Annotated in this window: 17 protein-coding genes; 11 read left to right on the top strand and 6 right to left on the bottom strand. The window is 72.4% G+C overall.

Translation table 11 applies throughout. The features are described 5' to 3' along the window. Positions 1 to 21: 21 nt before the first annotated feature. The 3 genes from WFI16_RS18875 to WFI16_RS18865 are packed head-to-tail and all read right to left on the bottom strand — an operon-like array spanning position 22 to position 3,097. A complete protein-coding gene (locus WFI16_RS18875) occupies positions 22 to 1,929 on the bottom strand; it encodes an ATP-dependent helicase (protein ID WP_419899401.1) in 1,908 nt (635 codons plus the stop codon). Then, positions 1,926 to 2,378, bottom strand: coding sequence for a hypothetical protein (locus WFI16_RS18870; protein ID WP_419899400.1), 453 nt, complete (start codon positions 2,376 to 2,378; stop codon positions 1,926 to 1,928). The genes WFI16_RS18875 and WFI16_RS18870 overlap by 4 nt, the downstream gene beginning before the upstream one ends. Then, entirely contained in the window at positions 2,375 to 3,097 is a 723-nt protein-coding gene (locus tag WFI16_RS18865; RefSeq protein WP_419899399.1) for a DUF7168 domain-containing protein, read from the bottom strand. The genes WFI16_RS18870 and WFI16_RS18865 overlap by 4 nt, the downstream gene beginning before the upstream one ends. Positions 3,098 to 3,521: 424 nt before the next feature. Between WFI16_RS18865 and WFI16_RS18860 the strand changes: the two genes are divergently transcribed. Both WFI16_RS18860 and WFI16_RS18855 read left to right on the top strand, forming a co-directional pair. Continuing rightward, entirely contained in the window at positions 3,522 to 4,676 is a 1,155-nt protein-coding gene (locus WFI16_RS18860; RefSeq protein ID WP_419899398.1) for an AAA family ATPase, read from the top strand. Further along, positions 4,673 to 5,746, top strand: coding sequence for a ParB/RepB/Spo0J family partition protein (locus WFI16_RS18855; protein ID WP_419899397.1), 1,074 nt, complete (start codon positions 4,673 to 4,675; stop codon positions 5,744 to 5,746). The genes WFI16_RS18860 and WFI16_RS18855 overlap by 4 nt, the downstream gene beginning before the upstream one ends. Before the next feature lie 70 nt (positions 5,747 to 5,816). Here WFI16_RS18855 and WFI16_RS18850 read toward each other — a convergent pair whose 3' ends face one another. Beyond that, positions 5,817 to 6,833, bottom strand: a complete 1,017-nt coding sequence (locus WFI16_RS18850; protein ID WP_419899396.1) for a replication protein RepA — start codon at positions 6,831 to 6,833, stop codon at positions 5,817 to 5,819. A 1,016-nt stretch (positions 6,834 to 7,849) separates the two neighbouring features. On the opposite strand from WFI16_RS18850, the gene rpoD reads away from it, so the two are divergent. Further along, the gene (gene rpoD / locus WFI16_RS18845) at positions 7,850 to 9,685 is read left to right on the top strand and encodes an RNA polymerase sigma factor RpoD (RefSeq protein ID WP_419899395.1); all 1,836 of its coding nucleotides are present in this window, start codon (positions 7,850 to 7,852) and stop codon (positions 9,683 to 9,685) included. A 275-nt stretch (positions 9,686 to 9,960) separates the two neighbouring features. On the opposite strand, the gene WFI16_RS18840 is transcribed toward rpoD, so the two are convergent. Beyond that, a complete protein-coding gene (locus tag WFI16_RS18840) occupies positions 9,961 to 10,719 on the bottom strand; it encodes a 2-keto-4-pentenoate hydratase (RefSeq protein ID WP_419899394.1) in 759 nt (252 codons plus the stop codon). Positions 10,720 to 10,847: 128 nt separating this feature from the next. Between WFI16_RS18840 and WFI16_RS18835 the strand changes: the two genes are divergently transcribed. The 8 genes from WFI16_RS18835 to WFI16_RS18800 are packed head-to-tail and all read left to right on the top strand — an operon-like array spanning position 10,848 to position 22,047. Next, complete coding sequence (locus WFI16_RS18835) at positions 10,848 to 11,375, top strand: chemotaxis protein CheW (protein WP_419899393.1); 528 nt, start codon at positions 10,848 to 10,850, stop codon at positions 11,373 to 11,375. Continuing rightward, positions 11,372 to 12,859: a CheR family methyltransferase gene (locus WFI16_RS18830; RefSeq protein WP_419899392.1), complete on the top strand. Its 1,488-nt coding sequence runs from the start codon at positions 11,372 to 11,374 to the stop codon at positions 12,857 to 12,859. The genes WFI16_RS18835 and WFI16_RS18830 overlap by 4 nt, the downstream gene beginning before the upstream one ends. Beyond that, positions 12,859 to 13,440 (top strand): chemotaxis protein CheW, encoded by a 582-nt coding sequence (locus WFI16_RS18825; RefSeq protein ID WP_419899391.1) that lies wholly within the window; start codon positions 12,859 to 12,861, stop codon positions 13,438 to 13,440. Before WFI16_RS18830 ends, WFI16_RS18825 begins: the two co-directional genes overlap by 1 nt. 3 nt (positions 13,441 to 13,443) lie before the next feature. Then, a complete protein-coding gene (locus tag WFI16_RS18820; protein ID WP_419899390.1) occupies positions 13,444 to 15,111 on the top strand; it encodes a methyl-accepting chemotaxis protein in 1,668 nt (555 codons plus the stop codon). A 4-nt stretch (positions 15,112 to 15,115) separates the two neighbouring features. Then, positions 15,116 to 17,350, top strand: a complete 2,235-nt coding sequence (locus WFI16_RS18815; protein ID WP_419899389.1) for a hybrid sensor histidine kinase/response regulator — start codon at positions 15,116 to 15,118, stop codon at positions 17,348 to 17,350. Positions 17,351 to 17,352: 2 nt separating this feature from the next. After that, positions 17,353 to 18,435: a chemotaxis-specific protein-glutamate methyltransferase CheB gene (gene cheB, locus WFI16_RS18810; protein ID WP_419899388.1), complete on the top strand. Its 1,083-nt coding sequence runs from the start codon at positions 17,353 to 17,355 to the stop codon at positions 18,433 to 18,435. Then, positions 18,432 to 20,147 (top strand): response regulator, encoded by a 1,716-nt coding sequence (locus tag WFI16_RS18805; RefSeq protein WP_419899387.1) that lies wholly within the window; start codon positions 18,432 to 18,434, stop codon positions 20,145 to 20,147. The genes cheB and WFI16_RS18805 overlap by 4 nt, the downstream gene beginning before the upstream one ends. Positions 20,148 to 20,154: 7 nt before the next feature. Further along, positions 20,155 to 22,047, top strand: a complete 1,893-nt coding sequence (locus tag WFI16_RS18800) for a response regulator (RefSeq protein WP_419899386.1) — start codon at positions 20,155 to 20,157, stop codon at positions 22,045 to 22,047. Between the two features lie 12 nt (positions 22,048 to 22,059). Here WFI16_RS18800 and WFI16_RS18795 read toward each other — a convergent pair whose 3' ends face one another. Then, positions 22,060 to 23,658, bottom strand: coding sequence for a GMC family oxidoreductase (locus tag WFI16_RS18795; RefSeq protein WP_419899385.1), 1,599 nt, complete (start codon positions 23,656 to 23,658; stop codon positions 22,060 to 22,062). Positions 23,659 to 23,662: the final 4 nt, after the last annotated feature.

The raw sequence follows: 23,662 nt of genomic DNA, 5'->3' as shown, positions 1-23,662 counted from the left end.
TCCACCTGGTCGGGATCGGCTCTAGGCAACCGCGCGGAACAGCTGCGGCGGGATCTCGGCCAGGAAGCGCGAGGGCTTCGCCGCCCAGTCGCGCCGGTGCCGCACCCAGCTGAGCCACAGCGTCTTCCGCGCCCGCGTCAGCCCGACATAGAAAAGCCGCCGCTCCTCATCGAGGCTGCCCTGCGCCTCGGCGCGGAAATGCGGGAAGACGCCATCCTCCAGCCCCGGCAGCAGGACATGGTCGAATTCCAGCCCCTTGGCGCGGTGCAGCGTCATCAGCGCCACGGCGTCCGGCGCCTCGGCCTCGGTGCCGGCACTGCCCAGCGCCAGGGCATCCGCATAGGCGGGCAGGCTGCCGCTGCGGGCGGCGGCGGCGAAGGCGGCCTCCCAGGCGGCGAGCCGGTCCGGGCTCGCCTGGCGCAGCCCATCGGCCAGCCCGGCGCCGATGGCCGCCAGCTGCAGCGCGTCGGCGGGCGATGGGCGCTGGGCCGCCAGCCTGTCGGCGATCGCCCGGGCGGTTTCGGCGACGGCCTGCAGCGGCGCGCGCTCCTCCTCGGTGGCGGGCAGCGACGGGATGGCGGCCGCGAGTGCCAGCCCGGCCCCGGCGGCATGGTCGCGCAGCCGGGCGAAGAGCCGCCCCGAAAGCCCGCGCGCCGGCATGGCGCAGGCGCGTCGGAAGGCGTCGTCGGCCGCCGGGTCCCAGGCGCCGTCACGCCAGCTCAGCGCCAGCCGCAGCCAGGCCTGCGCGGCCAGGATCTCGCGCGGCGGCTCGGGCTCGCGCTCGGCCACCAGCCCGGCCGGGATGCCGGCCTCGCGCAGCCCCTGCAGCAGCGGGTCGGCGAGGAAGCTGGCGCGCAGCAGCACCGCGGCGTCGCGCCAGGCCATCTCCGGCGTCTTCTTCCTCAGCGCCAGCAGGCGGCGGGCGACCGCCCTGCCCTCCTCCTCGGCGGTCTCCAGGATGGTCAGGCTCAGCGGCGGGCCCAGGGCCGAGGCGGCATCGGCCGGGCGCAGGGTCTTGCGCAGCGCCTCCGGGTCGCAGGCGGCCACCGCATTGGCGGCGAGCAGGATGCGGCGGGTGGAGCGGTAATTGGTCTCCAGCCGCAGCGGCGCCGGGGCGGCGGGATAATGCTCGGCGAAGCGGCGCAGCTCGGCGACCGCCGCCCCCCGCCAGCCATAGATCGACTGCGCATCGTCGCCGACGGCGAAGACCCGCCCCCCCTGCCCGGCCAGCAGCTTGACCAGCCGGTGCTGCGCCAGGTTGGTGTCCTGGAACTCGTCGACGAGGATTTCCGACCAGCGCCCCTGCCAGCGGGCGGCCAGGCCAGGGTCGGCGCGCATGGCGCGCACCGGCAGCGCGATCAGGTCGTCGAAATCCAGCGCCGCGCGCTCGGCGAGCGCCTTGCCGTAATCAGGCAGCAGCGCCGCGGCCTGGTCGAGCAGCGCGCCCTCGAAGCGGGCGAAGGCCGGCCCGCGCGGGGTCTTGGCCAGCCGGCCCTTGAGCAGGGAGATCACCTCCTGCAGGGCGGTGCCGGTCTGCGCGTCGCGGAGGCCCGCCACCTGCATCAGCAGGCGCCGGGCCTCGGCCTGCGGCATGATCGAGAAGCCGCGCGGCAGGCCGGGAACATCGCCGCCATCCTCGATCAGCAGCCGGGCCATGGCGGCGTGGAAGGTACCGACCCAGCGTGGCAGCCGGCCGGGCGGCAGGCGCTGCGCCAGCCGCGCGCGCATCTCGGCCGCCGCCTTGGTGGTGAAGGTGATGCAGAGCAGGCGCGACGGATCCTCGCCGCGCCGGCTGATCAGGTCGACGACGCGGCGGGCCAGCGTCTCGGTCTTGCCCGAGCCGGCGCCGGCGATGACCAGCTGCGGCGCCGGGGCCAGGACGGCGGCGCGCTGCGCCGGGTTCAGCCCGTCGAGATGGGAGTCACTCATGCGGCGCCGTCCAGGAAGAGCGGCCGCGCCTCCGGCTGCACGGCGATGCCTTCCGCCGCGAGCGAGGCCAGGAGCGCGTCCCGGTCGAGCCGCAGATAGCGCACCAGCAGTTGCACATAGACCCCGACGAACGCCGCGCCATGGCCGTCGGACCGGCCCTCCGCCGTGCTGGTCAGGCAATGGGCCAGCTCGTGCAACAGCACCCAGGGCGGGCATTCAGGCGGCAGGCGCAGGCGCAGCCGGTCCGCATCGGCGATGCGGCGCCGCGCCTGGTGCGGCAGCTTCTCGACCTTCGGCGGGAAGCGCAGGCCGAGCTCGCCCCAGATCGCATCGACCATCGGCTGGGCGGCGGCGAAGGCGACCATGCCCCCCGCCTGCGGCGCGACCACCCGGTCCTCCCAGGCATAGACGCGCTGGCGCTGGCTGTCCCGCGGAGGCGGCGTGCTCACTCCAGCGCCCCCTGCCCCGTGCCGCGCAGCGGGCGGTCGAGGCTGATGCGGTCGCCGGCGGCATAGCCCTGCCGATAGGCGCCATTGGCGCGCAACCCGCTGCGGCGGGCGCTGACCAGGCGGACGGAGGTTTCCTTGAAGGCATCCTCCACAACCCGGTGCTTCACCACGATCAGGGCGCTGCCGGTGCTGCGCTTCGCCGCGACCTCGGCCTCCCGCTCGGCATGCAGGGTCTCCAGGCGCTCGGCAATGCGGCTGGCCAGGCCCTGCTGGTAGCTGGTCGAGGCCTGCCGCAGCGCGGTCGCCCGCAGGCCAGGATGCGCCGCGCGGAAGCGGGCCAGCTCGGTCTGCATGCCGCGCTCGATGACGGCATAGAGATAGCTGGCCATCGCTGTGTCCTCCTCGAAGCCGAAGAAGATGTAGCGGGGGCGGTCCTCCTCCCGGGTCAGCCAGACCTTGCAGTCGCAGAAGCGGGCGATGGCCGGAACGCAGCCATCGATCGGGCGGCGCTGGCGGCCGGCCAGCGGGATCTCGACCTGCACGCAGCGGGCGGCGCGGATGTCGATCTCCTCCATGCTGAGGGCGTAGCGTTCCAGCAGCCGGCCCGCCATCTCGGCGGCGGCGAGCGCCTCGGCCTCGGTGCAGCCATTCGAGACGGTCTTTTCCGTCAGTGCCTTGATGCGCGCCTTGACCCGCGACAGCTCATCCGCCTGCTGCATCGTCCCGTCCGTCCTGCCCGTCGACATCGCCTGACCGGCCGCGCCTATAGCATGGAAGGGGCCGCGGCGCAGGCGCCGGCGGCAGTGAAAGCCGGCATGACAGGCGGCCGTTGGATGCATCCATCTTCCAGGGAATAGCGGCACGGCCATGCTCCGCATTCCGGCCCCTTCGGCTGCGCCCGGTCGATGTTGGATGCATCCATGGCCAGACCTGCCAGGGCCAGACCTGCCAGGGCCAGACCTGCCAGGGCCATGCCCCGTCTGTTTTCAGGCTCCCTTGTCAAGGAGGCCGCTCCAGACCGCTGCCGGTCTTCAGCAAGGGCGAGCAACCCCATGGATGCATCCAACCTCATTCGCCTCGACAAAGACCTCGCCAGATCGCGGCTTTGCGTTTAGGTAGGCGCCGGGGGACTTCGGGGGTAGCATGGATCAGCTCGACACCTTCCGCCGCATCGCCGAGGTGCTGCGCTCGGCGCAGCGCACCGCGATCGAGGTCGAGAACGCGCCGGACAAGCGCAAGCGGCTGCGCAGCTTCTCGGTGCAGGAGGCGGCCGCGCTGATCGGCGTGACCCCGGGCCAGCTGCGCAAGGCCGGCCGCCTGGCCCCGCAGGGCGGCGGCATCACCCCGCGCGCCCGCCTGGAATTCGAGGAAATCCTTGAGGCGCGGCGGGCGCTGGGCAGGCTGCCGCGCCGGGATCCGGCGCGCGGCGAAGGCCTGGCCAGCATCGTCTTCACCAACTTCAAGGGCGGCTCGGCCAAGACGACGTCGAGCGTGCATTTCGCCCAGTTCCTGGCGCTGGCCGGATACCGCGTGCTGCTGGTCGATCTCGACAGCCAGGCCAGCGCCACGGCGCAGTTCGGCCTGGACCCGGCCAGCGAGATCGGGCCGGAGAAATGCTTCCTGGCCTGGCTGAAGCGGGCAGGGGAGGGGGAGGGGCTCGCCGAGCGGCTCTGCCAGAGGACCTATTGGCCTGGCATCGACCTGCTGCCCGCCGGCGCCGCGCTGGCCGAGGCGGAGGAGCTGCTGGCCGCCCGCGCGGCCGGCGGCACTGCCGAGAAGACGCTGTATTTCGACGAGCTGGCGGCGCTGCTGGCGGCGACCGGCGAGCGCTACGACATCGCCGTCGTCGACACCCGGCCGGACGTCAACATGCTGATGACCACGGCGCTGCACGCGGCGACCGGGATCGTGGTGCCGACCCGGGCGACGATGACCGACCTGGCCTCGACCGGGGAGTTCTTTGCGCATCTGGCCGGCTATACCGGCGACTTCCGCGAGGCCTTCGGTCAGGGGCTGGACTTCGCCTTCAGCCGCATCCTGGTCACCGCCTTCGATCCGACCGACCGCAGCCAGGAGGCGCTGCTCGGCCTGCTGCGCGAGCGCTTCGGCGAGGCCGTGCTGCCGGAGGCCTTCCTGCATTCGCGCATCATGGGGACGGCCGGTTTCGGCAAGGAGACGCTCTACGAATACGAGCCCTCCACCGACCGCGCCGCCTACAACCGGGTGATCGCCAGCGCCAATGCGGTGAACCGCGCGATCCTGGCGCAGGTGCTGCAGCATTGGGGGCGCGCGGCATGAAGAACCGTTTCAGCAAGCTGAGCGAGGCGCTGCACAACGCGACCGCCGAGGTGGCCGCCGCGCCGCCGGCGGCCGAGCCCGCCGCGCAGCACCGCCCGGCCGCCGCACTGACCGCCGCCGCCGAGGGCCTGCGCGAGCGAATCGCCCGGCTGGAGGCCGAGCTTGCCACCAAGGGTCAGGCCGAGGCCGGGCTGCAGCGGGCGCTGGCCGCCGCCCGCGCCGTCGCCGCGAAGGCGGGGGAGGGGGCGGAGGAATTCCTGTTTGTCGATCCGGCCCTGGTCACCGACCGGCTGCCGCGCGACCGGCTGCCGGGCGCCTTCGACGGCGCCGAGTTCGAGGAGCTGCTGGAAGACATCCGCGCCAATGGCCAGAACGATGCCATCACCCTGCGCCGGCAGGGGGAGGGGTTCGAGATCGCGGCCGGGCGGCGACGGCTCGAGGCCTGCCGGCGGCTGGGCATCCAGGCGCTGGCGCGGGTGCGGGCGCTGGACGATGCGGCGATGCTGCGGGTGCAGTTCTCGGAGAATGAGCGGCGCGAGGATATCTCTGCCCTGGAGCGCGCGCGCTGGTTCGCCGAGGTGAGGGGGCGACTGCCGGGGACGGCGCGGGAGATCGCGGCGCAGTTCGGCCTCGATCCCTCGACCCTGAGCCTCTATCTGCGCCTGGCGCGCTTCCCGGCCGAGATCACCGAGAAGCTGCGCGAGCCGCGGCGGCTGGCAATGCTGCGGGCGCGGCGGGTGATGGAGGCGGTGGAAGCCGACGAGACGGCCTTGCCGCGCATCCTCTCGGCGCTCGATGCCCAGGCCCGCGCCGCCGGCAGCACGCTGGATGCCGAAGAACAGATCTCCTTGCTGATGCGCGTGTCGGAGGGCCGCGAGGCGCGTCCCGGCAGCAACCGCCCGACGATGCCGGAGCGCCGCCATATCGTGCATGAGGGCAAGCGCATCGGCACGCTGACGCGCAATGGCGGCCAGTGGGTGTTCCGCTTCGCCACCTCACTGCCCGACGAGACGGTGCAGGCCCTGGCCGACCGCCTGCCCAGCCTGCTGCCCACCGACAGAAAAAGATAAGGGAGGTCTGGAGGGAGAATTCCTTCTCCCTCCAGCCTTGCTCTTCTGGTGCGAACCCTGCCAGCCGCCGTCAGGAAGAGACCGGCGGCGGCGACGGCTCCAGCAGCAGCCCGCGATCCGACACCCGCACCTTGGCGTTCTTGTAGGCCGAGAGCGCCAGGTGCAGCGGCCCCTCGAACTGGGTCTTGAAGTTCTTCAGCGCGCCGACCTTGGAGCCGAACTGCCGCCAGAGCCGATCCCAGCCGATCGGCGTCTCCTTCGGCAGGGAATGCAGCCGGTAGGCGAGCCAGAGATAGATATCGATGGCCAGCGGCGAGGTGGTGAGGTCGCGCACCGCCGCGCGGTCCACCAGCACCGGATGGCGCCGCAGCTCGTCGAAGAAGGCCTGGGACAGCACCACGTGCTCGACCAGGCGGGAGGCCTTCTTGGAGCGGGGGTCGGGCTCGCCGATATAGCTGTAGGCATCGACCAGGCGCTGGTTGACGATGACGCCCTTCTTGTCGTTGCCGAAGCTGAAGTCGACGGCACAGGTGGCGAGGCGCTCCAGCTGCTCGGCCACCTTGCCGTTGCTCGGGCCGCCGCGGCTGATGCCGAGCCGCGCCAGCACGGCGCTGGCCGAGCGGCCCATATGGATCTCGCGCGAGCCGCGTTCCAACGCCTCGGTCTGCCAGTCGATCATCAGCAGCCGGGCATAGCTGCCGAAGGGAACGCCGATGAATTCCTGGCTGTTGTCGTCGCGCAGCCGTACGCCGGGGCGGACCAGCAGCCGGGCGTAATCGGTGTCGATCAGCCAGTTCTGGTCCTTCGGCTGGTCGCGATGCGGCAAGCCGGCCAGGCACCAGGCGGAATAGCTGTAGCCGATCTCGCTGCCGCCCTCGAATTCGCGGACGATGGCGGAGGAGGCGGTGTCGGCGATCTGCCTGCCCATGCGGCCGGCCAGGGCCTTGCTCAGGCTGGGCGGCCGGTTCTCGAGCACCGCCAGCTGCGCCGCCTTCACGGCACCCTTGGCACCCTTGGCCTCGACGATGCCATGCACATTGGCTGCACGGCCGAAGAGATCCCCTTGATCGGTCGCGGGGTGCTTCATCGGGTCATTCGTTCCGGCGGCCGAAGCCTTTGGATTCGCTGGCAGCTCAACCATGGACGGCAAACTGCCCCGGCCCGGCGACGGGTGTCGATGCGAACCTTGCCAACCGGCCTGCTGCCGGCCTGTGAACCTTGCCAGCCCAGGGCAATGGCCAGGAGTGAAGAGAGATTGTTATTGAAGAAGGGCTGGCAGGGTTCCTGTGGATAACCGATTTTCCCGTTCGATATCAGTCTCTTCGGGGAAATCGTCGCTGCTGGCAGGGTTCGCAGTTGACGCGGCCATCGACGATTCCGGCGGCTTGCAAGGTTCACAGCCTGGTCCTGCACAGAATCGGCGGGTGGCGGCGCGGCTGGCAAGGGTCACAAGTGTCTCGAATCCCTCGGCCGAGTCCCGCGGCCCTGCGGTGGCTGGCAAGGTTCACAGCTGGGAAGGTTCACCGGGCAGCGGGCAGGCTGGCAAGGTTCACAGCCCCGCCTCGGGGCGGCTGGCAAGGTTCGCATCCTGACACGACGCGGCCACCGGGGGCGGGCCGAAGCAGACCGCGAAAGCGGTGGTGAACGTCGCAGAGCAGCGCATCCACGGCGCTGCGGCATGACTCATAATCAATGCCGCGCCGGAAAAAGTGGTCGGCATTCGCATTGGGCATGGCGGGGAAGCGCGGGCGTGAGAGCAAAGCCGCTGATTTTTCACCCATTCGTCACGCAATATGCTAGTTGCCCCGTCGCGCGCGCTGCCGTCCCTTTGGCGATCCCGCGCGCCGACCCCCGGGATCAGGATGGTCTCCGCCGGGTATCGGCTCGCGAAGGGGTGTTTGCAGACGGTCAACCTTCCTAAATAGACACGCGGCCACCCTGCGGCGGCCGCCATTCCTTTTGTCACTCCGCTGATCATGCCGGCGCCCTACCAGGCGCGGTGCCGGCATTTTGGCCCCTGAAGGGCGGGCAGCGATGGTGCGACGTAAAGACCTTGTTGGGGCCTCTTCCCTGGTCCCCCAGCACGAACGAACAGGTGGATAGATGGACGGGATGTTTACCTACGGCGCGACGGATCAGGGCGACACCGAGGGTGGCGCTCCGCTCAAGGGGCGGACGGGCGCTTTTGGGGACATCCTGGCCCGCGAGACGCCGGAGGCCGAGCGTCCGGCCGGGTTGAACCGCGGCTGGCGGGCCGAGATGGGCGACGAGTTCGACAGCCCCGAGACGGTCGACGTGCGGGTCGAGGAGCATGCCGAGGAAGAGGAGGAGCGCGAGCCCTCCGAGGCCGAGGAAGGCGAGGAGACGCGCGAGACCCCGGAGGCCGAGGAGGGCGCCGAGGGCGGCAACGTCAACGAGGCCAGCCTGGCGCGTTCCGACGACCCGGTGCGCATGTTCCTGCGCGAGATGTCGGGCACCGATCTGCTGAGCCGTGACGAGGAGATCGCCCTCGCGCAGCGGATCGAGGCCGGGCGCGACGCCATGCTCGCCGGCCTGTGCGAGAACCCGATCACCTTCACCCATCTCGAGGCCTGGCGCACCGCGCTGCAGGAATCGCAGATGCCGCTGCGTGACGTGGTCGAGCTCGAGGCGATGGCCGCCGATGCCGCCCCGGCGCCGGAGCCGGAGGAGGCCGAGGAAGGCGAGGCGGCAGCCCCGCACGCCACCCTCGACGAGAAGATGAAGCCCGAGGTGCTGGCCGCCTTCGGTGCCGCGCTCGAGGCGCATGCCGTGCTGCGCGGCATGACCGCGCGCAGCGGCGACGCCCAGGCCAAGCGGGCCGAGATGGTGGTGCTGTTCGGCGCGCTGCGCCTGCGTCCCGCCCGCCTCGACCTGCTGGTGGCGCAGGTGCGCGACATGCACCGCCGCCTGCTGGGGCTGGACGGCAAGGCGGTGCGCCTGGCCGCCGCCGTCAAGCTGGACCATGAGACGGTGCTGAAGCTGTGGGACGGCAGCGAGGCCGGCGCCGTGCGCGTGCTCGACGCCGCGGCCAAGGTCCGCAGCAATGCGGCGCGCCATGCCCTGGCGCTGCGCGAGCTGCGCGACGGCCTGCCGCCGATCCGCGCCGGCATCGCCAAGCTGGAGGCCGAGAGCGGTCTTTCCGCGCCCGAGCTGCGCCGCGTCTGCGCCGAGGTCGCCCGCGGCGAGCGCGACATGCGCAAGGCCAAGGAAGAGCTGACCCGCGCCAATCTGCGGCTGGTGGTGCACATCGCCAAGCGCTACCGCAACCGCGGCCTGATGTTCGGCGACCTGATCCAGGAAGGGAACATCGGCCTGATGCGCGCGGTCGACAAGTTCGACTGGCGCCGCGGCTTCAAGTTCGCGACCTATGCCACCTGGTGGGTGCGCCAGGCGATCACCCGGTCGCTGGCCGACCAGGCCCGCACCATCCGCGTTCCCGTCCACATGACGGAGACGGTCGGCAAGGTCGCGCGCATGAGCCGCCGCTTCGCCCAGAAGGCCGGCCGTGAGCCGACGCCGGAAGAGCTGGCGGGTGAGCTGGGCATGTCGGTGGACAAGGTGCGCGCCGTGCAGCGCCTGGCGCGCGAGCCGGTCAGCCTGGAGAACCCGATCGGCGAGGATGATGACGGCCGCCTCGGCGACTTCATCGAGGACGAGAACGCGGTGATCCCCTTCGACGCCGCCGCCCGCTCCTCGATGCGCGACGCGACCATGCGCATCCTGTCCGACCTGACGCCGCGCGAGGAACGCATCCTGCGCATGCGCTTCGGCATCGGCGGCGAGAACGACCATACGCTGGAAGAAGTGGGCAAGACCTTCAACGTCACCCGCGAACGCATCCGGCAGATCGAGGCGAAGGCGCTGAAGAAGCTGCAGGTTTCGAAGCGCGGCAAGTCGCTGCGGTCGTTCCTGGCGTAAGAGAAGACAGGGGTAAGGCTGGGGGAATGAATTCCCCCCGCCAACGTATACGTTGGCGCCCTTCTTTTCTGTTCTGCTGGCTGTTGAAAGAATTGCGCCTCGCTGAGCCAGCATTATGGTGGCTCAGCGGGGTGCAGTTTTTTTGTGACGTCTGCGCTCCCTGACAGGTCGCGCTGACGACTGGCCGTTTCACGTCCTGTCGTCACGTGGACACGGCAGTCTGACAGAAAGAAGAAGGGGTCCAGGGGAATTCATTCCCCTGGCCTGTTTCTTTCTTACTTGGAGATTTCGGTCTCCACGACACCGACCCCCGCGAACTCCGCGCGGACGGCCGTCCCGGCCTCGACCAGGATGTTGCCGGTGCAGCTGCCGGTGGTGATGACCATCCCCTTCTTCAGCCCGCCGAAGCGCTTCGCCCCCTTGTTGGCCAGCCACTGGATCAGGCGGATCGGCTCGCCGGCGCTGTTGCCGCCGACATGCTCGACCGCGACCTCTCCGTTGAAGGTCAGCTTCACCGGCAGCTTCGGCGGATCGATCTCCTGCCAGGCGGCGACGGCGGGGCCGACCACCAGGGCGCCGTGGTTCACCTGGTCGGCGGCGTGGCTCAGCGGGTCGCTGATCGCCAGGCGCTCGAAGCGGGTGTCGACAATCTCGATGGTCGGGTTCAGCGTCGCGATGGCGGCCAGCACCTCCTCGCGCAAATAGGGCGCCTCGCGCGGCGGCAGGTCGGCGCCGAGGGTATAGCCGATCTCGGCCTCGATGCCGGTGATGTTGAAACCGGCGGCCGGGAAGGGGCTGGCGTCGAAGCGCAGGTCGGCCTGGTGCAGCGGCACGCCGGAGGGCTCGGCCTCCGGGCTGGCGGCGCCGACCTTCCAGCCGGCGATCGGGCCACGCTCGGCGGCGACCAGAAGCTGGATCTCCACCACCTCCCCGGCGTTCTGCGGGCGGGCGCCCTCGGGCAGGTGGGTCAGCCAGCGGCGGCTGCGGCGGGCTTCCAGCAGGGCCTGGGCGGCGGCGGCGAAATCGGTGGCCATGGCGCGGTGCTCTCTCCGTGTCGGGGGCCGCATCCTGGCGGATCGCCGCGCGTTGAGCGAGAGGGGCAGCTTATGGTCGGCCATTGCATCTGGTGGTAACCAGGGCGGGCGGCTGAGGGATACGGTTCTTGGGTGCGGTTGTCGGCGGTGACGCCTATCTTGTGTTTCGGCTGGGAAGCCGCCGCTGCGCCCTGGCGCGCGCCGCGGTGCGCGAGGTGCTGCCGCTGCCGCGGCTGTTCCGCCCTCCCTCGCTGCCGAAGCCGGTGGCCGGCTTCCTGAACCTGGGCGGCACGCCCGTGCCGGTGATCGACCTGGTGCGGCTGTTCGGCCTGGCCAGTGCCGCCGAGACCGAGCAGGCGCTGTACCGCCATATCCTGCTGCTTGACGATCCGGGGGGCGCCGCGCCGCGCGGGCTGCTGGTGGACCGGGTGACGGACCTGCAGCGGATCGCGCCGGAGCGGCTGCGGCCGGTCGCGGCCGAGGCCTCGCTGAATGGCTGCGCCATCGCCGAGCTGGAGACGGCCGAAGGCTTCGTGCATCTGCTCGACGCCGCCCGGCTGCTGCTGGAGCAGGAGGCGGCGGCGCTCTCGGCGCTGCAGGAGGGGGCGTCGGCGCGGCTGGCCGACTGGGGCCTGGCGGGAGACGGGCCAGGGTGACGCCGCAACCGGGCCGCCTGCCGGCCTTCACCCCGCATTTCCTGCCCGATGTCGACTTCACCCGGCTGAAGCGGCTGGTGATCGCGCGCACCGGGCATTTCTACTACCAGGACAAGGATGAACTGCTCTGGGAGCGGCTGCGGCGGCGGCTGCGCGAGACCGGGCTGACCAGCGCCGGCGCCTATCTGGCGCGGCTGCTGGACGAGGCGGCGGGGCCCGCCGAATGGGCGGCGCTGGAAGCCGAGATCACCATCGGCGAGACCTTCTTCTTCCGCTACGCCGAGCAGTTCGCGGCGCTCGCCGACACCATCCTGCCGGACATCCTGGAACGGCGCGGCGAGGAGAAGAAGATCCGCGTCTGGAGCGCCGGCTGCGCCAGCGGCGCCGAGCCCTATTCCCTGGCCATCCTGCTGCACCGCCTGCTGGGCGAAGATCTGCAGCGCTGGCGCCCGGCGCTGATCGGCAGCGACCTGAACGCGGCGGTGCTGGCGCAGGCGCGGCGTGGCGAATACAGCCGCTGGGCGCTGCGCAGCCTGCCGGCGGAGGAGCTGGAGCGCGACTTCACCACGGTCGAGGATGGCCGCCGCTTCCAGCTGCGCCCGCAATTCCGCGCCATGGTGCAGTTCGAGCGGCACAACCTGCTCAGCCTGCTGGATGGCAGCAGCCCGCTGCAGTTCAGCGAGTTCGACCTGATCCTCTGCCGCAACGTGCTGATCTACTTCCATCCGGAGGTGGTGGAGCAGGTGGTCCGCGCCCTGGCCGAGCGGCTGCGCGAGGGCGGCTGGCTGCTGCTCGGCCATGCCGAGCCCAACCCGGCCTTTGCCGGGTTCCTCGAGGTCGTCCAGCTGCCCGGCACGGTGGCCTATCGGCGCGGCGGCATGCCGCCGCGGCCGCCGGCCGGGGCCGCCCTGCCGCTGCCCCTGCCACTGCCCCTGCCGGTGATCGCGCCGCCGACGCCCTTCGTCCCGCCGCTGCTGCCGGTCGCGCCGCTTCCGCCCGTGCCGCCGCCCCCCTCGCTGTCGCCCCCGCCGCCGCCGGTGGCGGCGCCGGGGGAGACGGTGCCGGACACCAGCTGGCAGGCGGAGCTCGCCATCGCCCGCGACCGGGCGGATGCCGGCGACCTGGAAGGGGCGCAGCGGGCCTGCCGGGCCGGCCTGCTGCTGCAGCCGACCGCCGCGGCGCTGCACTATTATGACGGGCTGATCCGCCGCGCCCTGGGCCAGCCGGGCGAGGCCGCCCAGGCCTTCCGCCGCGCGCTCTACCTGCAGGGTGACTTCGCCATGGCGCATTACCAGCTCGGCCTGCTGCTGCTGGACGAGGGCGAGCGGGCCGCCGGGCGCCGTGCCCTGACCGTCGCCGCGCGCATCGCCCAGGGCCAGCCGCAGGCCGCCCTGCTGGCCGAGGGCGATGGCATGACCGCCGGCGCGCTGCGCGACCTGGCGCGGCTGCAGCTCGAGGCCGCCGAACGGAAGGGCGCCGACTGATGCCGAAGACCCTGCAGAACCTGCCCTCCTTCGCGCATCGGGCGGAGCGCATCCTGGAGGAGCGCACCGCGGCCCTGGCGGCGCGGCCGGCGCTGCGCGCCGCGGAAGCGCCGAAGCTCGCCCTGCTGGCCTGCGCCGTGGGGCCGGAGCTGTACGGCCTGCCGCTCACCGCCGTCGCCCATGCGGTGCCGCAGGGGCCCTGCGCCCGGCTGCCCGGCGCGCCGCCGGCGCTGCTCGGCCTGTTCGGCCAGGCCGGCCAGATCTTCTGCGTGCTCGACCTGGGCACCGCCTTCGGCCATCCGGCCGGGGCCGGCAGCCCGGGCCATTTCCTGCTGCTGCGGCAGGAGCGGGGGGCGACGCGCTTCGCGCTCCGCGCCGACCGGGTGCTCGGCGCGGTCCGCGTCACCCCGCCCGACGAGGCCGACGGGATCAGCCGCCCGGCCGGCAGCCCGGTCGCCGGCCATGCGCGGCTGGAGGACGGGCGGCTGATCGCGCTGCTGGTGCTCGACCGCCTGCTGCAGCCTTATCTTCCGGCGGCGCCCGCCGCGCCGGCCCCTTTCCAGACCCCTCGCGGAGCCTGAGCCTTGAGCATCGCCAATCGTATCCTTCTCGGCTTCGCCGCCCTCACGATGCTGCTGATCGGGCTCGGGGTCTATGGGCTGAACCAGATCAGCGTGGTCACCCGGGCCACCGACACCATCGTCAGCCGCGACCTGCTGATGCTGCGCCAGCTGATGGAACTGCGCGACGCCGAGGCCGACATGCAGGACGCCCGCAGCCGGACCAGCTCGCGCTTCCTGGTGCGCAGCCTGGGCCGCGAGATCTCGGGCGACGATCCGGCCCAGACCTGGCCGGGCCATCTGGCCCGCGCCGAGGGGCTGCTGCAGCAGATGGCGCAGACCGCCAACCAGAATGCGGCGACGGCGCAGAGCAATGATCGCCGCGGCGGCTGGACCCAGATCGGCCAGCTGCTGGCGCAGGCGCAGACGCCGCTGCGGCAGATCCGCGAGGCGACCCAGGCGCAGTTCGCCGCCATCCGCGACAATGACCTGGCGCGGGTGCAGGGCCTCGGCGAGAGCGTCGTCATGGCGCGCACCGAGCTGGGCCGGCTGATCGACCGCCTGCAGGAGGCGGTGAATGGCAGCATCGCCGCCGGCCAGGCGCGCGGCAGCGAGATCTACGAGGAGAGCCGCCTGTCGGTGACGCTGGTGCTGGCCGCCGCCGTGCTGCTGGCCATCGCCATCACCCTGGTGATCCGCCGCTCCATCGTGCAGCCGCTCGGCGCCTTCATGGCCTTCGTCGAGCGGGTCGGCCGCGGCGATCTCAGCGGCGAGGCGGCGCTGACCGGGCGCGACGAGCTCGGCCGCCTCGGCGTCACGCTGAACGCCATGGTCGAGGGGCTGCGCCAGCTCGCCCGGCAGAGCCGCGAGGCGACCGAGAACCTGAACGCCGCCGCCGCCGAGATCCGCGCCTCCACCCAGGAGCAGGCGGCGAGCGTCGAGGAGCAGCTGGCCGCCGTGCAGGAGACCGCGGCGACGGTCGACGAGATCACCCATTCCGGCGTGCAGATCGGCAAGCGGGCGCAGGAGGTGATCGCCTCGGCCCAGGCCACCGCGCAGACCTCGACCGCCGGCCTGCGCGCCGTCGACGAGACGGTGCGCTCGATGGACCTGATCCGCGACCAGGCCGAGGCGGTGGCCGGCAACATCGTCGCGCTGTCGGAGAAGACCCAGGCGATCGGCGAGATCATCGCCAGCGTCAACGACATCTCCGAGCGCAGCCACCTGCTGGCGCTGAACGCGGCGATCGAGGCCGCCGCCGCCGGCGAGCAGGGCCGCAGCTTCGCCGTCGTCGCCGCCGAGATGAAGACCCTGGCCGACCAGGCCAAGGAGGCGACCAGCCAGGTGCGCTCGATCCTGGGCGACATCCAGCGCGGCATCAATTCCTCGGTCATGCTGACCGAGGAGGCGGTGAAGCGCGTCGCCGCCGGCCGCGAGCGCACCGACACCACGCACACGACCATCACTGAGATCAGCAGCCGCATCCAGGAGAGCGTGCAGACCTTCCAGCAGATCGTCGCCAGCACCAACCAGCAGCAGCTGGGCATCGAGCAGGTGATGAGCGCGCTGCAGAACATCCGCCAGGCCAGCCAGCAGACCGCCGCCGGCACCCGCCAGCTGGACACGGCGGCCGCCAACCTGTCGCAGCTGTCGCAGCAGCTGGTCGGCCTGGCCGACCGCTACCGCCTGTGACGGCATGACCGACTTCCGCCAGGAGCTGCTCGCCGCCTTCGGCATCGAGCACCAGGAGCATCTGGCCGCGATCCGCGCCGGCCTGGCGGCGGCCGCGCGCGGCCAGGAATTCGACCTGCGCGACGTCTTCCGCCGCGCCCACAGCCTGAAGGGGGCGGCGCGCGCCGTCGACCTGCCGGTGGTCGAGGAGCTGGCGCACCGGCTGGAGGCGGTCTTCACCGCGGTGGGGGAGGCGGGGCTCGCCCTCGACGCCCCCGCCATCGCCGCCATCCAGCTCGGCCTCGACGGGATCGAGGGCTATGTCGCGGCCCTGGCCATCAGCCCGCAGCCGGCTGCCCCGGAGGCGGCGCTGCGCGCGCTGGAGGGGCTGCTCCCGTCCCCCCCTTCGGCCGCAGGGCCGTCGACGGTGCCTGCCCCGCCCGCTTCCCCGGTGCCTCCTCCGGCGGCGGCCGAGCCGGCCGTGGCGCCGGAAGCGCCGCCGCCGGCCGAGGCGGGCCCGGCGATCGAATATCTGCGCATCCCCGCCACCCAGGTCGAGGCGCTGGGCAGCGCCGTGCATGTCCTGTCCGACAGCCTGGGCCGCCAGGCCGGGCTCGATGCCGGGCTGCACGGGCTGGCGGCGGCGATGCGCGGGCTGCGCCGCGACTTCGACGGCCTCGCCCGGGCCGCGATCAGCCCGGCGCGGGCGGAACACTTCGGCCGCGAGCTGGACCGGGTGGCGCGCGAGCTCGGCCAGCTCGCCCGGGCCCGGCGCGAGGCCGCCTGGAGCGCCGAGGCCGCCGCCGCGCAGCTGCGGCTGGAAGCCGGCCGCATCAGCTTGGTGCCGGCCGAGAGCGTGCTGGGCTCGCTCGGCCGCATGGCGCGCGACCTGGCGCGGGATGCCGGCCAGCCGGTGGCGGTGCGGCTGGAGGGGCTGTCGCTGCAGGCCGATCGCCGCGTGCTGCAGGCGCTGAAGGACCCGGTGACGCATCTGCTGCGCAACGCCATCAGCCACGGGCTGGACAGCCCGGCCGAGCGCGCCCGCCGCGGCAAGCCGGAGACGGCGGAGATCACCCTGGCGCTGACGGCGCGCGGCGGCCTGCTGGTGCTGCGCGTCGCCGATGACGGGCGCGGCCCCGACCTGGCGCGGATCGAGGCGGTGGCGGTGCAGCGCGGCCTGCTTCCCGTCCGCGACCCGGCGACGCCGCCGCCGCCCGCGGAGCAGCTGCTGTCCCTGGTCTTCGAGCCGGGCTTCTCCACCGCCGGGGCGGTCGACCGCCTGTCCGGCCGCGGCATCGGCCTGTCGGTCGTGGCCGAGGTCGCGCGGTCGCTGCGCGGCGCCGCCAGCCTGCGCCCGCGCTTCCCCTGGGGCGCCGAGGTCGAGATCGCCGTGCCCTTCTCCGCCGCCCGCCAGCCGCTGCTGCTGGTGGAGGCCGCCGGCCAGAGCTACGGCCTGCCGAGCCATGGCGTCGAGCGGCTGCTGCGCCTGCCGGCCGCGGCGCTGGAAACCGTCGAGGGCCAGCCGGTGCTGCGCATCGAAACCGAGGGTCGCGACGTTATCGCCCCCGTGATGGCGCTGCCTGTTCTGCTCGGCGAGCCGGCGACACCGATTCCGGTGGAAGCCGGCCATGTGAAGGCGGTGCTGCTGAGGAGCGGCGACCGGCGCTGCGCCGTGGCCGTCGACGCGCTGCACGACCTGCGCGAGCTGGCGGTCGAGGCGCTGTCCCTGCCGGGCGTGGATGCCGGTCTGGTCACCGGCGTCACCCAGCCGGAAGGCGCGCTGCCCGCCCTGGTGCTCAGCCCCGAAGGGCTGGTGGCACGCTGGCTGCGCGATGCCGGGCAGCTGGCCGGCGCCGGCCTCGGCCTCGCCGCCGCGCCGCAAACCCGTCCGGCGGCGACCATCCTGGTGGTCGATGATTCGATCACCACCCGGACCCTGGAGAAGAGCATCCTCGAGGCGCAGGGCTTCCGCGTGCTGCTCAGCGTCGACGGGCTCGACGCGCTCAACCTGCTGCGCGCCGGCGACGCGCCGGTCGACCTGGTGGTCGCCGATGTCGAGATGCCGCGCATGGACGGCTTCGGCCTGCTGCAGGCGCTGAAGACCGATCCGCGCCTGGCCGCCATCCCGGTCATCCTGATGACCAGCCGGGCCGATCCCGAGGATGTCCGCCGCGGGCTGGAGCTCGGGGCCGGGGCCTATATCACCAAGCAGAAGTTCGACCAGCGCGAGCTGCTGGCGACGATCGGCCAGATGCTGTGACCATGCTGCCTCTTCCTGCCCTCGGCGGCGCCGCCGTGCGCGTCATGATCGTCGAGGATTCCCTCGTGGTCCGCCGGCTGCTGGCGCATATCGTCTCGCGCGATCCACGGCTGACCCTGGTCGCCGCCGTCGCCTCGGCCGAGGAGGCGCTGCAGGAGCTGCCGCGCATCCGCCCCGATGTGATCTCGATGGATATCCGCCTGCCCGGCATCGACGGGCTGGAGGCGACGCGGCGCATCATGGCGGAGCAGCCGACGCCGATCGTCGTCATCGCCGACAGCGTCGAGGATGCCTCGCTGCACATCTCGATGAACGCGCTGCGCGCCGGCGCCCTGTCGGTGGTCGAGAAGCCGGTCGGCATGGCCACCGGCGGGCATGAGCGGATCGCCGAGACGATCTGCACGCAGCTCTACATCATGAGCCAGGTGCCGGTGATCCGGCAGCGCGGCGCGGCGCTGGAACGGCCGCTGGCGCCGCGCCCGGCGCCGCCGCGCGCCGACCAGCCGCCGAAGCGGCCGGGCATCGTCGCCATCGCCGCCTCCACCGGCGGGCCGCCTGCGCTGGCCCAGGTGCTGGGCGCCCTGCCGGCCGGCTTCCCGCTGCCGGTGCTGGTGGTGCAGCACATGGGCGGCGCCTTCATGGAAGGCTTCGCCCAGTGGCTCGACGGGCTGGTGCCGCTGCCGGTGGCCATCGCCCGCGAGGGCGAGGTGCCGCTGCCGGGCCGGGTCTATGTCGCGCCGGGCGACCGCCACCTGATGGTCACCGCGCCGGGGCGGCTCCGGGTCAGCGCTGACCGGCCGCTTGGCAGCCAGCGCCCGGCCGCGACGCTGCTGTTCCGCTCGCTGGCCGAGCATTGCGGGCCGCAATCGATCGGCGTGCTGCTGACTGGCATGGGCGAGGATGGCGCGCTCGGCCTGGCCGAGCTGCGCCAGGCGGGCGGCTATGGCATCACCGAGCATGAGAGCACCGCGGTCGTCTATGGCATGCCGGCGGCGGCGGTGCGGCTCGGCGGCTCCAGCCTCAGCCTGCCGCTGCCGATGATCGGGCCGCGCCTGGCGCAGCTCGCCGGTTCCGCCACGCCATGAACCTGCCCCTGATCCTGCTGGTCGAGGATTCCGACACCCAGGCGCTGCAGATGCGCCGCCTGCTGGAGGCGCAGGGCTTCGCCGTCACGCGCGCCGCCAGCGCCGAGCTGGCGCTGGACCAGCTGAACGAGGCGCTGCCGGCCCTGGTCATCGTCGACTACCACCTGCCGGGGATGAATGGCGACGAGCTGGCGCGGCAGATCCGCCTCAGCAGCCGCACCCGCGCCATCCCGGTGCTGATGCTGACCGAGGCGCGCGAGGGCGACCTGGAGCGCCAGGGGCTGGAATCCGGCGCCGATGCCTATGTGCCGAAATCCGCCGATCCGGCGCTGCTGCTGCTGCGGCTGCGCGCCCTGCTGCGCCGTCACGAGGCGGCCGCTCCCGAGGCGCCCGCCGCCACCCCGCAGGCCGATGGCGCCTTCCGCCGCGCCCGCCTGCTGGTGGTCGATGACAGCGCCACCTACCGCGCCTATCTCGCCGGCCTGCTCGGCCGCGACGGCCATGCGGTGCAGGCGGTGGACAGCGCCGAGCTGGCGCTGGAGGCCGTGGCCGCCGGCCCGTCGGCGCCGGACTGCGTCGTGCTGAACGCCTTCAGCCACCGCTTCGACGGCATCGCCCTCTGCGCCCGGCTCAACGCGCTGCGCGGCGCGCCCGGCGAGAGCACCGGCTTCCAGATCGTGGCGCTCGGCCATGAGGGGGCGGCGGGGCGGGAGATGCTGGCCGGCATCTTCGAGGCCGGCGCCGACGACCTGATCCCGGCCACCGCGGAAGCCAAGGTCCTTTCGCTGCGCATCCGCGCCGCGCTGCGCCGGAAGTTCCTGCAGGACGAGGACCGCCGCGCGGTCGCCGAGCGGCGCGAGCGTGAGCTCTCGGTGCGCCATGCCCAGGCCGAGGCCGCCGCCGCCCAGGCCAAGGCGGCGCTGGCCGGGGCGCTGGCCCGCGCCAATGGCGAGCTGGAGGAAGCCAACCGCGCGCTGCGCGACACCCAGACCAAGCTGGTGCAATCGGCCAAGATGGCCTCGCTCGGCGAACTGGTCGCCGGCATCGCGCATGAGATCAACAACCCGCTCGCCTTCATCGTCGCCCACCAGGCGACGGTGGAGCGCCTGCTCGGCCAGGTGCAGCCGATGCTGGCGGAGGGCTCGCCGGCGGTGCCGCTGGTCAACCGCTGCCGCGACCGCTCGCAATCCATGACGCTGGGGCTGAAGCGGATCCAGGACCTCGTGTTGAACCTGCGGAAATTCTCTCGCCAGGACGACGCCTTCCAGCGGGTCAACGTGCCCGATGCGCTGGACACTGTGCTGGCGCTGCTGGCGCACAAGCTGACTGACCGGATCGAGATCCGCCGTGACTACCGGGCGGTGCCCGAGCTGCGCTGCTCGCCCTCTCTGCTGAACCAGGTCGTGATGAACATTGTCAGCAATGCCGCCGACGCGATCCCTGAGCGCGGCAGCATCACCGTGGAAACCGACAACGACGCGAAATTCTACCGCATCAGCGTGACGGATTCCGGCCCCGGCGTGCCGGAGGACTTGCGCGAGCGGATATTCGAGCCATTCTTCACCACCAAGCCGGTGGGCGCCGGGACCGGTCTCGGTCTCGCCATCGCCTATAACGTGATCCAGGCGCATGATGGCACGATCAGCGTCGGCAGCGGCCCGCAGGGCGGCGCCTGCTTCGTGGTGACAGTGCCGATGCAGCCGGGACGCTGAGACGCCGATGACCATGATGCCGGACCCGCCTGCCACCCTGCTGCTGGTCGATGACGAGCCGGAGATCCTCGTCGCCCTGTCCGACCTGCTGGAGGACGAGTTCCGCATCCTGACCGCGAGCTCCGGCGCGGCGGCCCTGGCGCTGCTCGAGCACCAGCCGCCCGGTGCGCCCGAGGTGCATGCCATCCTCTCCGACCAGCGCATGCCGGAGATGACGGGCGATGTCTTCCTCGCCCGCGCCCGCCAGGTCTGCCGCGCCGAGGCGCTGCTGCTGACCGGCTATGCCGACCTCGAGGCGGTGATCAGCGCGGTCAACCACGGCCGCATCGCCGGCTATGCGCCCAAGCCCTGGGAGCCGGCGGCGCTGCTCAGCATGGTGCGCAGCGCCGTCGAGCGCTTCCGCCTGGCCCGCGCGCTGGAGACCGAGCGCGCTTTGCTGCAGGGCCTGCTGGCGTCGTCCGCCGATGCGCTCTCCTTCAAGGATCGCGGCGGCCGCTTCATCCGCCTGAACGCCGCGAAGGCGCAGTCGCTCGGCCGCAGCGTCGAGGCCAGCCTCGGCCTGGAGGAGGCGGCGCTGCTGCCCGAGCCCGGCCGCAGCGCCCTGCACAGCGCCGAGGCCGAGGCCTATGCCGCCGGCCGCGCCACCGAGACCCTGGAGCAGCGCCATCCGCCCGGCGGCGCCGCGCCGCGCTGGATCCGCACCATCCGCATCCCGGTGCATGACGGCGACGGCGAGGCGCGCCATCTCGCCACCATCGAGCACGACATCACCGAGCAGCGGCTGATGGAGGAGCGGCTGCATCAGGCGGAGAAGATGCAGGCGCTGGGCACCATGGCGGGCGGCGTGGCGCATGACTTCAACAACCTGCTGACCGCCATCCTGGGCAGCCTGGAGCTGCTGCTGCACAGCAACCTCGCCGAGCCGCGCCAGGCCCTGCTGGTGCGCAATGCCATCAAGGCGGCGGAGCGCGGCTCGACGCTGACCCAGCGCCTGCTCAGCTTCAGCCGCAAGCGCGAGCTGCAGCTGCGCGCCACCGACGTCAACCAGCTGGTCACCGAACTCGACGACCTGCTGCTGCGCTCGATCGGCCAGGCCAAGCTGCACCGCCGCCTCGATGCCGATCTCTGGCCGGCCATGGTCGATCCCGAGCAGCTCGGCCTGGCCCTGCTCAACCTCTGCATCAACAGCCGCGACGCCATGCCCGAGGGCGGCAGCATCACCATCGCCAGCGGCAACCGCCATATCCTGGAAGACCAGGTGCCCGACCTGGCGCCCGGCGACTATGTCTCGCTGCGGGTGATCGACACCGGCAGCGGCATGTCGCCGGCGGTGCTCGGCCAGGCCTTCGAGCCCTTCTTCACCACCAAGGAGGTGGGCAAGGGCACCGGGCTCGGCCTGTCGATGGTCTATGGGCTGACGCGGCAATCGGGCGGCACCACCACCATCGTCAGCGCGGCGGGGCAGGGCACCACCGTCGAGCTGCTGCTGCCCCGCGCCACCCTGCCCGCCGAAGCCCCGGCCGAGGGCGACCCCACCCCCGTGGCGCCGCGCCGCCAGGCGACCGTGCTGGTGGTCGATGACGATCATGGCGTGCGTGGGGTCACCGCGACCTTCCTCGCCGATCTCGGCCATCGCGTGCTCGAGGTCGCCGATGGCGAGGCGGCGCTCGCCGTGCTGCAGCAGGGGGAGGAGATCGGGCTGCTGGTCACCGACCTCGCCATGCCGCGCATGACGGGCACCGAACTCGCCGAGCGCGCCCGGGTGCTGCGGCCGGCGCTGCCGGTGCTGGTGCTGACCGGCTATGCCGATGCGCTGCCGCTCGCGGCCGGCCAGCCGGTGCTGCGCAAGCCCTTCCGGCTCGGCGACCTCGCCCGCAGCGTCGAGGCGCTGCTGACCTAGCCGGCGCGCCGCCTATCGCTGCAGGATCAGGGCAGCCGCCTTCTCGCCGATCATGATGACGGCCGGCTGGATATTGGTCGACGGCACCAGCGGCATCACCGAGGCATCGGCCACCCGCAGGCCCTCCACCCCGCGCACCCGCAGCGCCGGATCGACCACCGCCTGGTCGTCGCTGCCCATGCGGCAGGTGCCGCAGGGATGATAGACCGTGGTGCCGGCCCGGCGGATATAGGCGAGCAGGCTGTCGTCGTCGTCATGGTCGGCGGGCGGCGCGATCTCCTCCTCCACCAGGTCGACGAAGGGCGCGGTGCGGCCGATCCGCCGCCCCAGCCGGGCCGCCGCCAGCATCGCATGCTGGTCCGAGGGCGCCGACAGGTAGTTCGCCTCGATCACCGGCGGCGCCGCCGGATCCGGGCTGCGCAGCCGGATCTCGCCGCGGCTGTCCGGCCGGCACTGGCCGAAATTGATCATCACCCCGGGATGCTTCGGCAGCACGTAGCCGGTGCTGGCCAGGCTGAAATTGATGAACTGGAACTGCACCTCGGCCTCCTCGGCGCCGGGCGTGACGCGGGCGAAGCTGGTCGCCTCCGTCGCGCCCACCGCCAGCGGCCCGTCGCGGCGCAGCGCATAGCCCATCGCCGTCGCCGCCAGGCGCAGCGGATTGGCCATCACCTCGTTCACCGTCCCGGCCGCGCGCGTGCGGAAGTTCAGCCGCGCGATCAGATGGTCCTGCAGGTTGCGGCCGACGCCCGGCCGGTGCAGCTGCACCGGGATGCCCATCGCCTGCAGCGCCGGGCCGTCGCCGATGCCCGACAGCATCAGCAGCTTCGGCGAGACGATGGCGCCGGCGCTGAGGATGACCTCGCGCCCGGCGAGGAAATGCTCCTCCCCCGCCTGGCCGGCCCGCCGCGCCGCGACGCCGATCGCCCGCCCGTCGCGCAGCAGGATGCGGCGGACATCGACACCGGTCAGCACGCGCAGATTCGGCCGCTTGCGCGCCGGCGCCAAATAGGCCCGCGCCGTGCTGACCCGCCTTCCGCCGCGCACATTCATCTGGATCGGCATGACGCCGTCGATCGGCCCGTCATTCATATCGGCATTGAACGGCAGGCCGGCCGCCTGGCAGGCGGCGATGAAGGCCTGCGCGCCGGGCGACATCCGCTTCACCTGGCCGACGGGCAGGGGGCCGCCCTGGCCGCGCGTCTCGCCGGAGGGGCCGGCCCAGTCCTCCATCTTCCGGAAGAAGGGCAGCACCTCGTCATAGGACCAGCCCCGGGCGCCGGCCTGGGCCCAGCGGTCGAAATCCCGTGGCGAGCCGCGCAGGAAGACCAGCCCGTTGATCGACCCCGACCCGCCCAGCACCTTTCCGCGCGGCCAGTTGATCCGGCGATCCGCCAGCCCGGCTTCCGGCTCGGTCGCGAATTTCCAGTCGTAGCGGCCGCTGGCGAAGAGCCGCGCATAGCCGGCCGGCACATGGATCCAGAGGTCGCGATCCTCCGGCCCGGCCTCCAGCAGCAGCACCCGGTTGGCCGGATCCTCCGACAGCCGCGCCGCCAGGACGCAGCCGGCCGAGCCGCCGCCGACGATGATATAATCCGCCGATCTGTCCACGCTG

The organism is Roseomonas sp. USHLN139, assembly GCF_037145735.1.
In the GTDB taxonomy this organism is placed as follows: domain Bacteria; phylum Pseudomonadota; class Alphaproteobacteria; order Acetobacterales; family Acetobacteraceae; genus Pseudoroseomonas.
This window is presented reverse-complemented; position numbering and strand designations above follow the sequence as displayed.

What these genes read in the sequence shown, in the direction of transcription:
- WFI16_RS18875 (WP_419899401.1), bottom strand. Translation starts at nt 1,929, where the DNA reads ATGAGTGACTCCCATCTCGACGGGCTGAACCCGGCGCAGCGCGCCGCC.
- WFI16_RS18865 (WP_419899399.1), bottom strand. Translation starts at nt 3,097, where the DNA reads ATGCAGCAGGCGGATGAGCTGTCGCGGGTCAAGGCGCGCATCAAGGCA.
- WFI16_RS18860 (WP_419899398.1), top strand. Translation starts at nt 3,522, where the DNA reads ATGGATCAGCTCGACACCTTCCGCCGCATCGCCGAGGTGCTGCGCTCG.
- WFI16_RS18855 (WP_419899397.1), top strand. Translation starts at nt 4,673, where the DNA reads ATGAAGAACCGTTTCAGCAAGCTGAGCGAGGCGCTGCACAACGCGACC.
- WFI16_RS18850 (WP_419899396.1), bottom strand. Translation starts at nt 6,833, where the DNA reads ATGAAGCACCCCGCGACCGATCAAGGGGATCTCTTCGGCCGTGCAGCC.
- rpoD (WP_419899395.1), top strand. Translation starts at nt 7,850, where the DNA reads ATGGACGGGATGTTTACCTACGGCGCGACGGATCAGGGCGACACCGAG.
- WFI16_RS18840 (WP_419899394.1), bottom strand. Translation starts at nt 10,719, where the DNA reads ATGGCCACCGATTTCGCCGCCGCCGCCCAGGCCCTGCTGGAAGCCCGC.
- WFI16_RS18825 (WP_419899391.1), top strand. Translation starts at nt 12,859, where the DNA reads ATGCCGAAGACCCTGCAGAACCTGCCCTCCTTCGCGCATCGGGCGGAG.
- WFI16_RS18815 (WP_419899389.1), top strand. Translation starts at nt 15,116, where the DNA reads ATGACCGACTTCCGCCAGGAGCTGCTCGCCGCCTTCGGCATCGAGCAC.
- cheB (WP_419899388.1), top strand. Translation starts at nt 17,353, where the DNA reads ATGCTGCCTCTTCCTGCCCTCGGCGGCGCCGCCGTGCGCGTCATGATC.
- WFI16_RS18805 (WP_419899387.1), top strand. Translation starts at nt 18,432, where the DNA reads ATGAACCTGCCCCTGATCCTGCTGGTCGAGGATTCCGACACCCAGGCG.
- WFI16_RS18800 (WP_419899386.1), top strand. Translation starts at nt 20,155, where the DNA reads ATGACCATGATGCCGGACCCGCCTGCCACCCTGCTGCTGGTCGATGAC.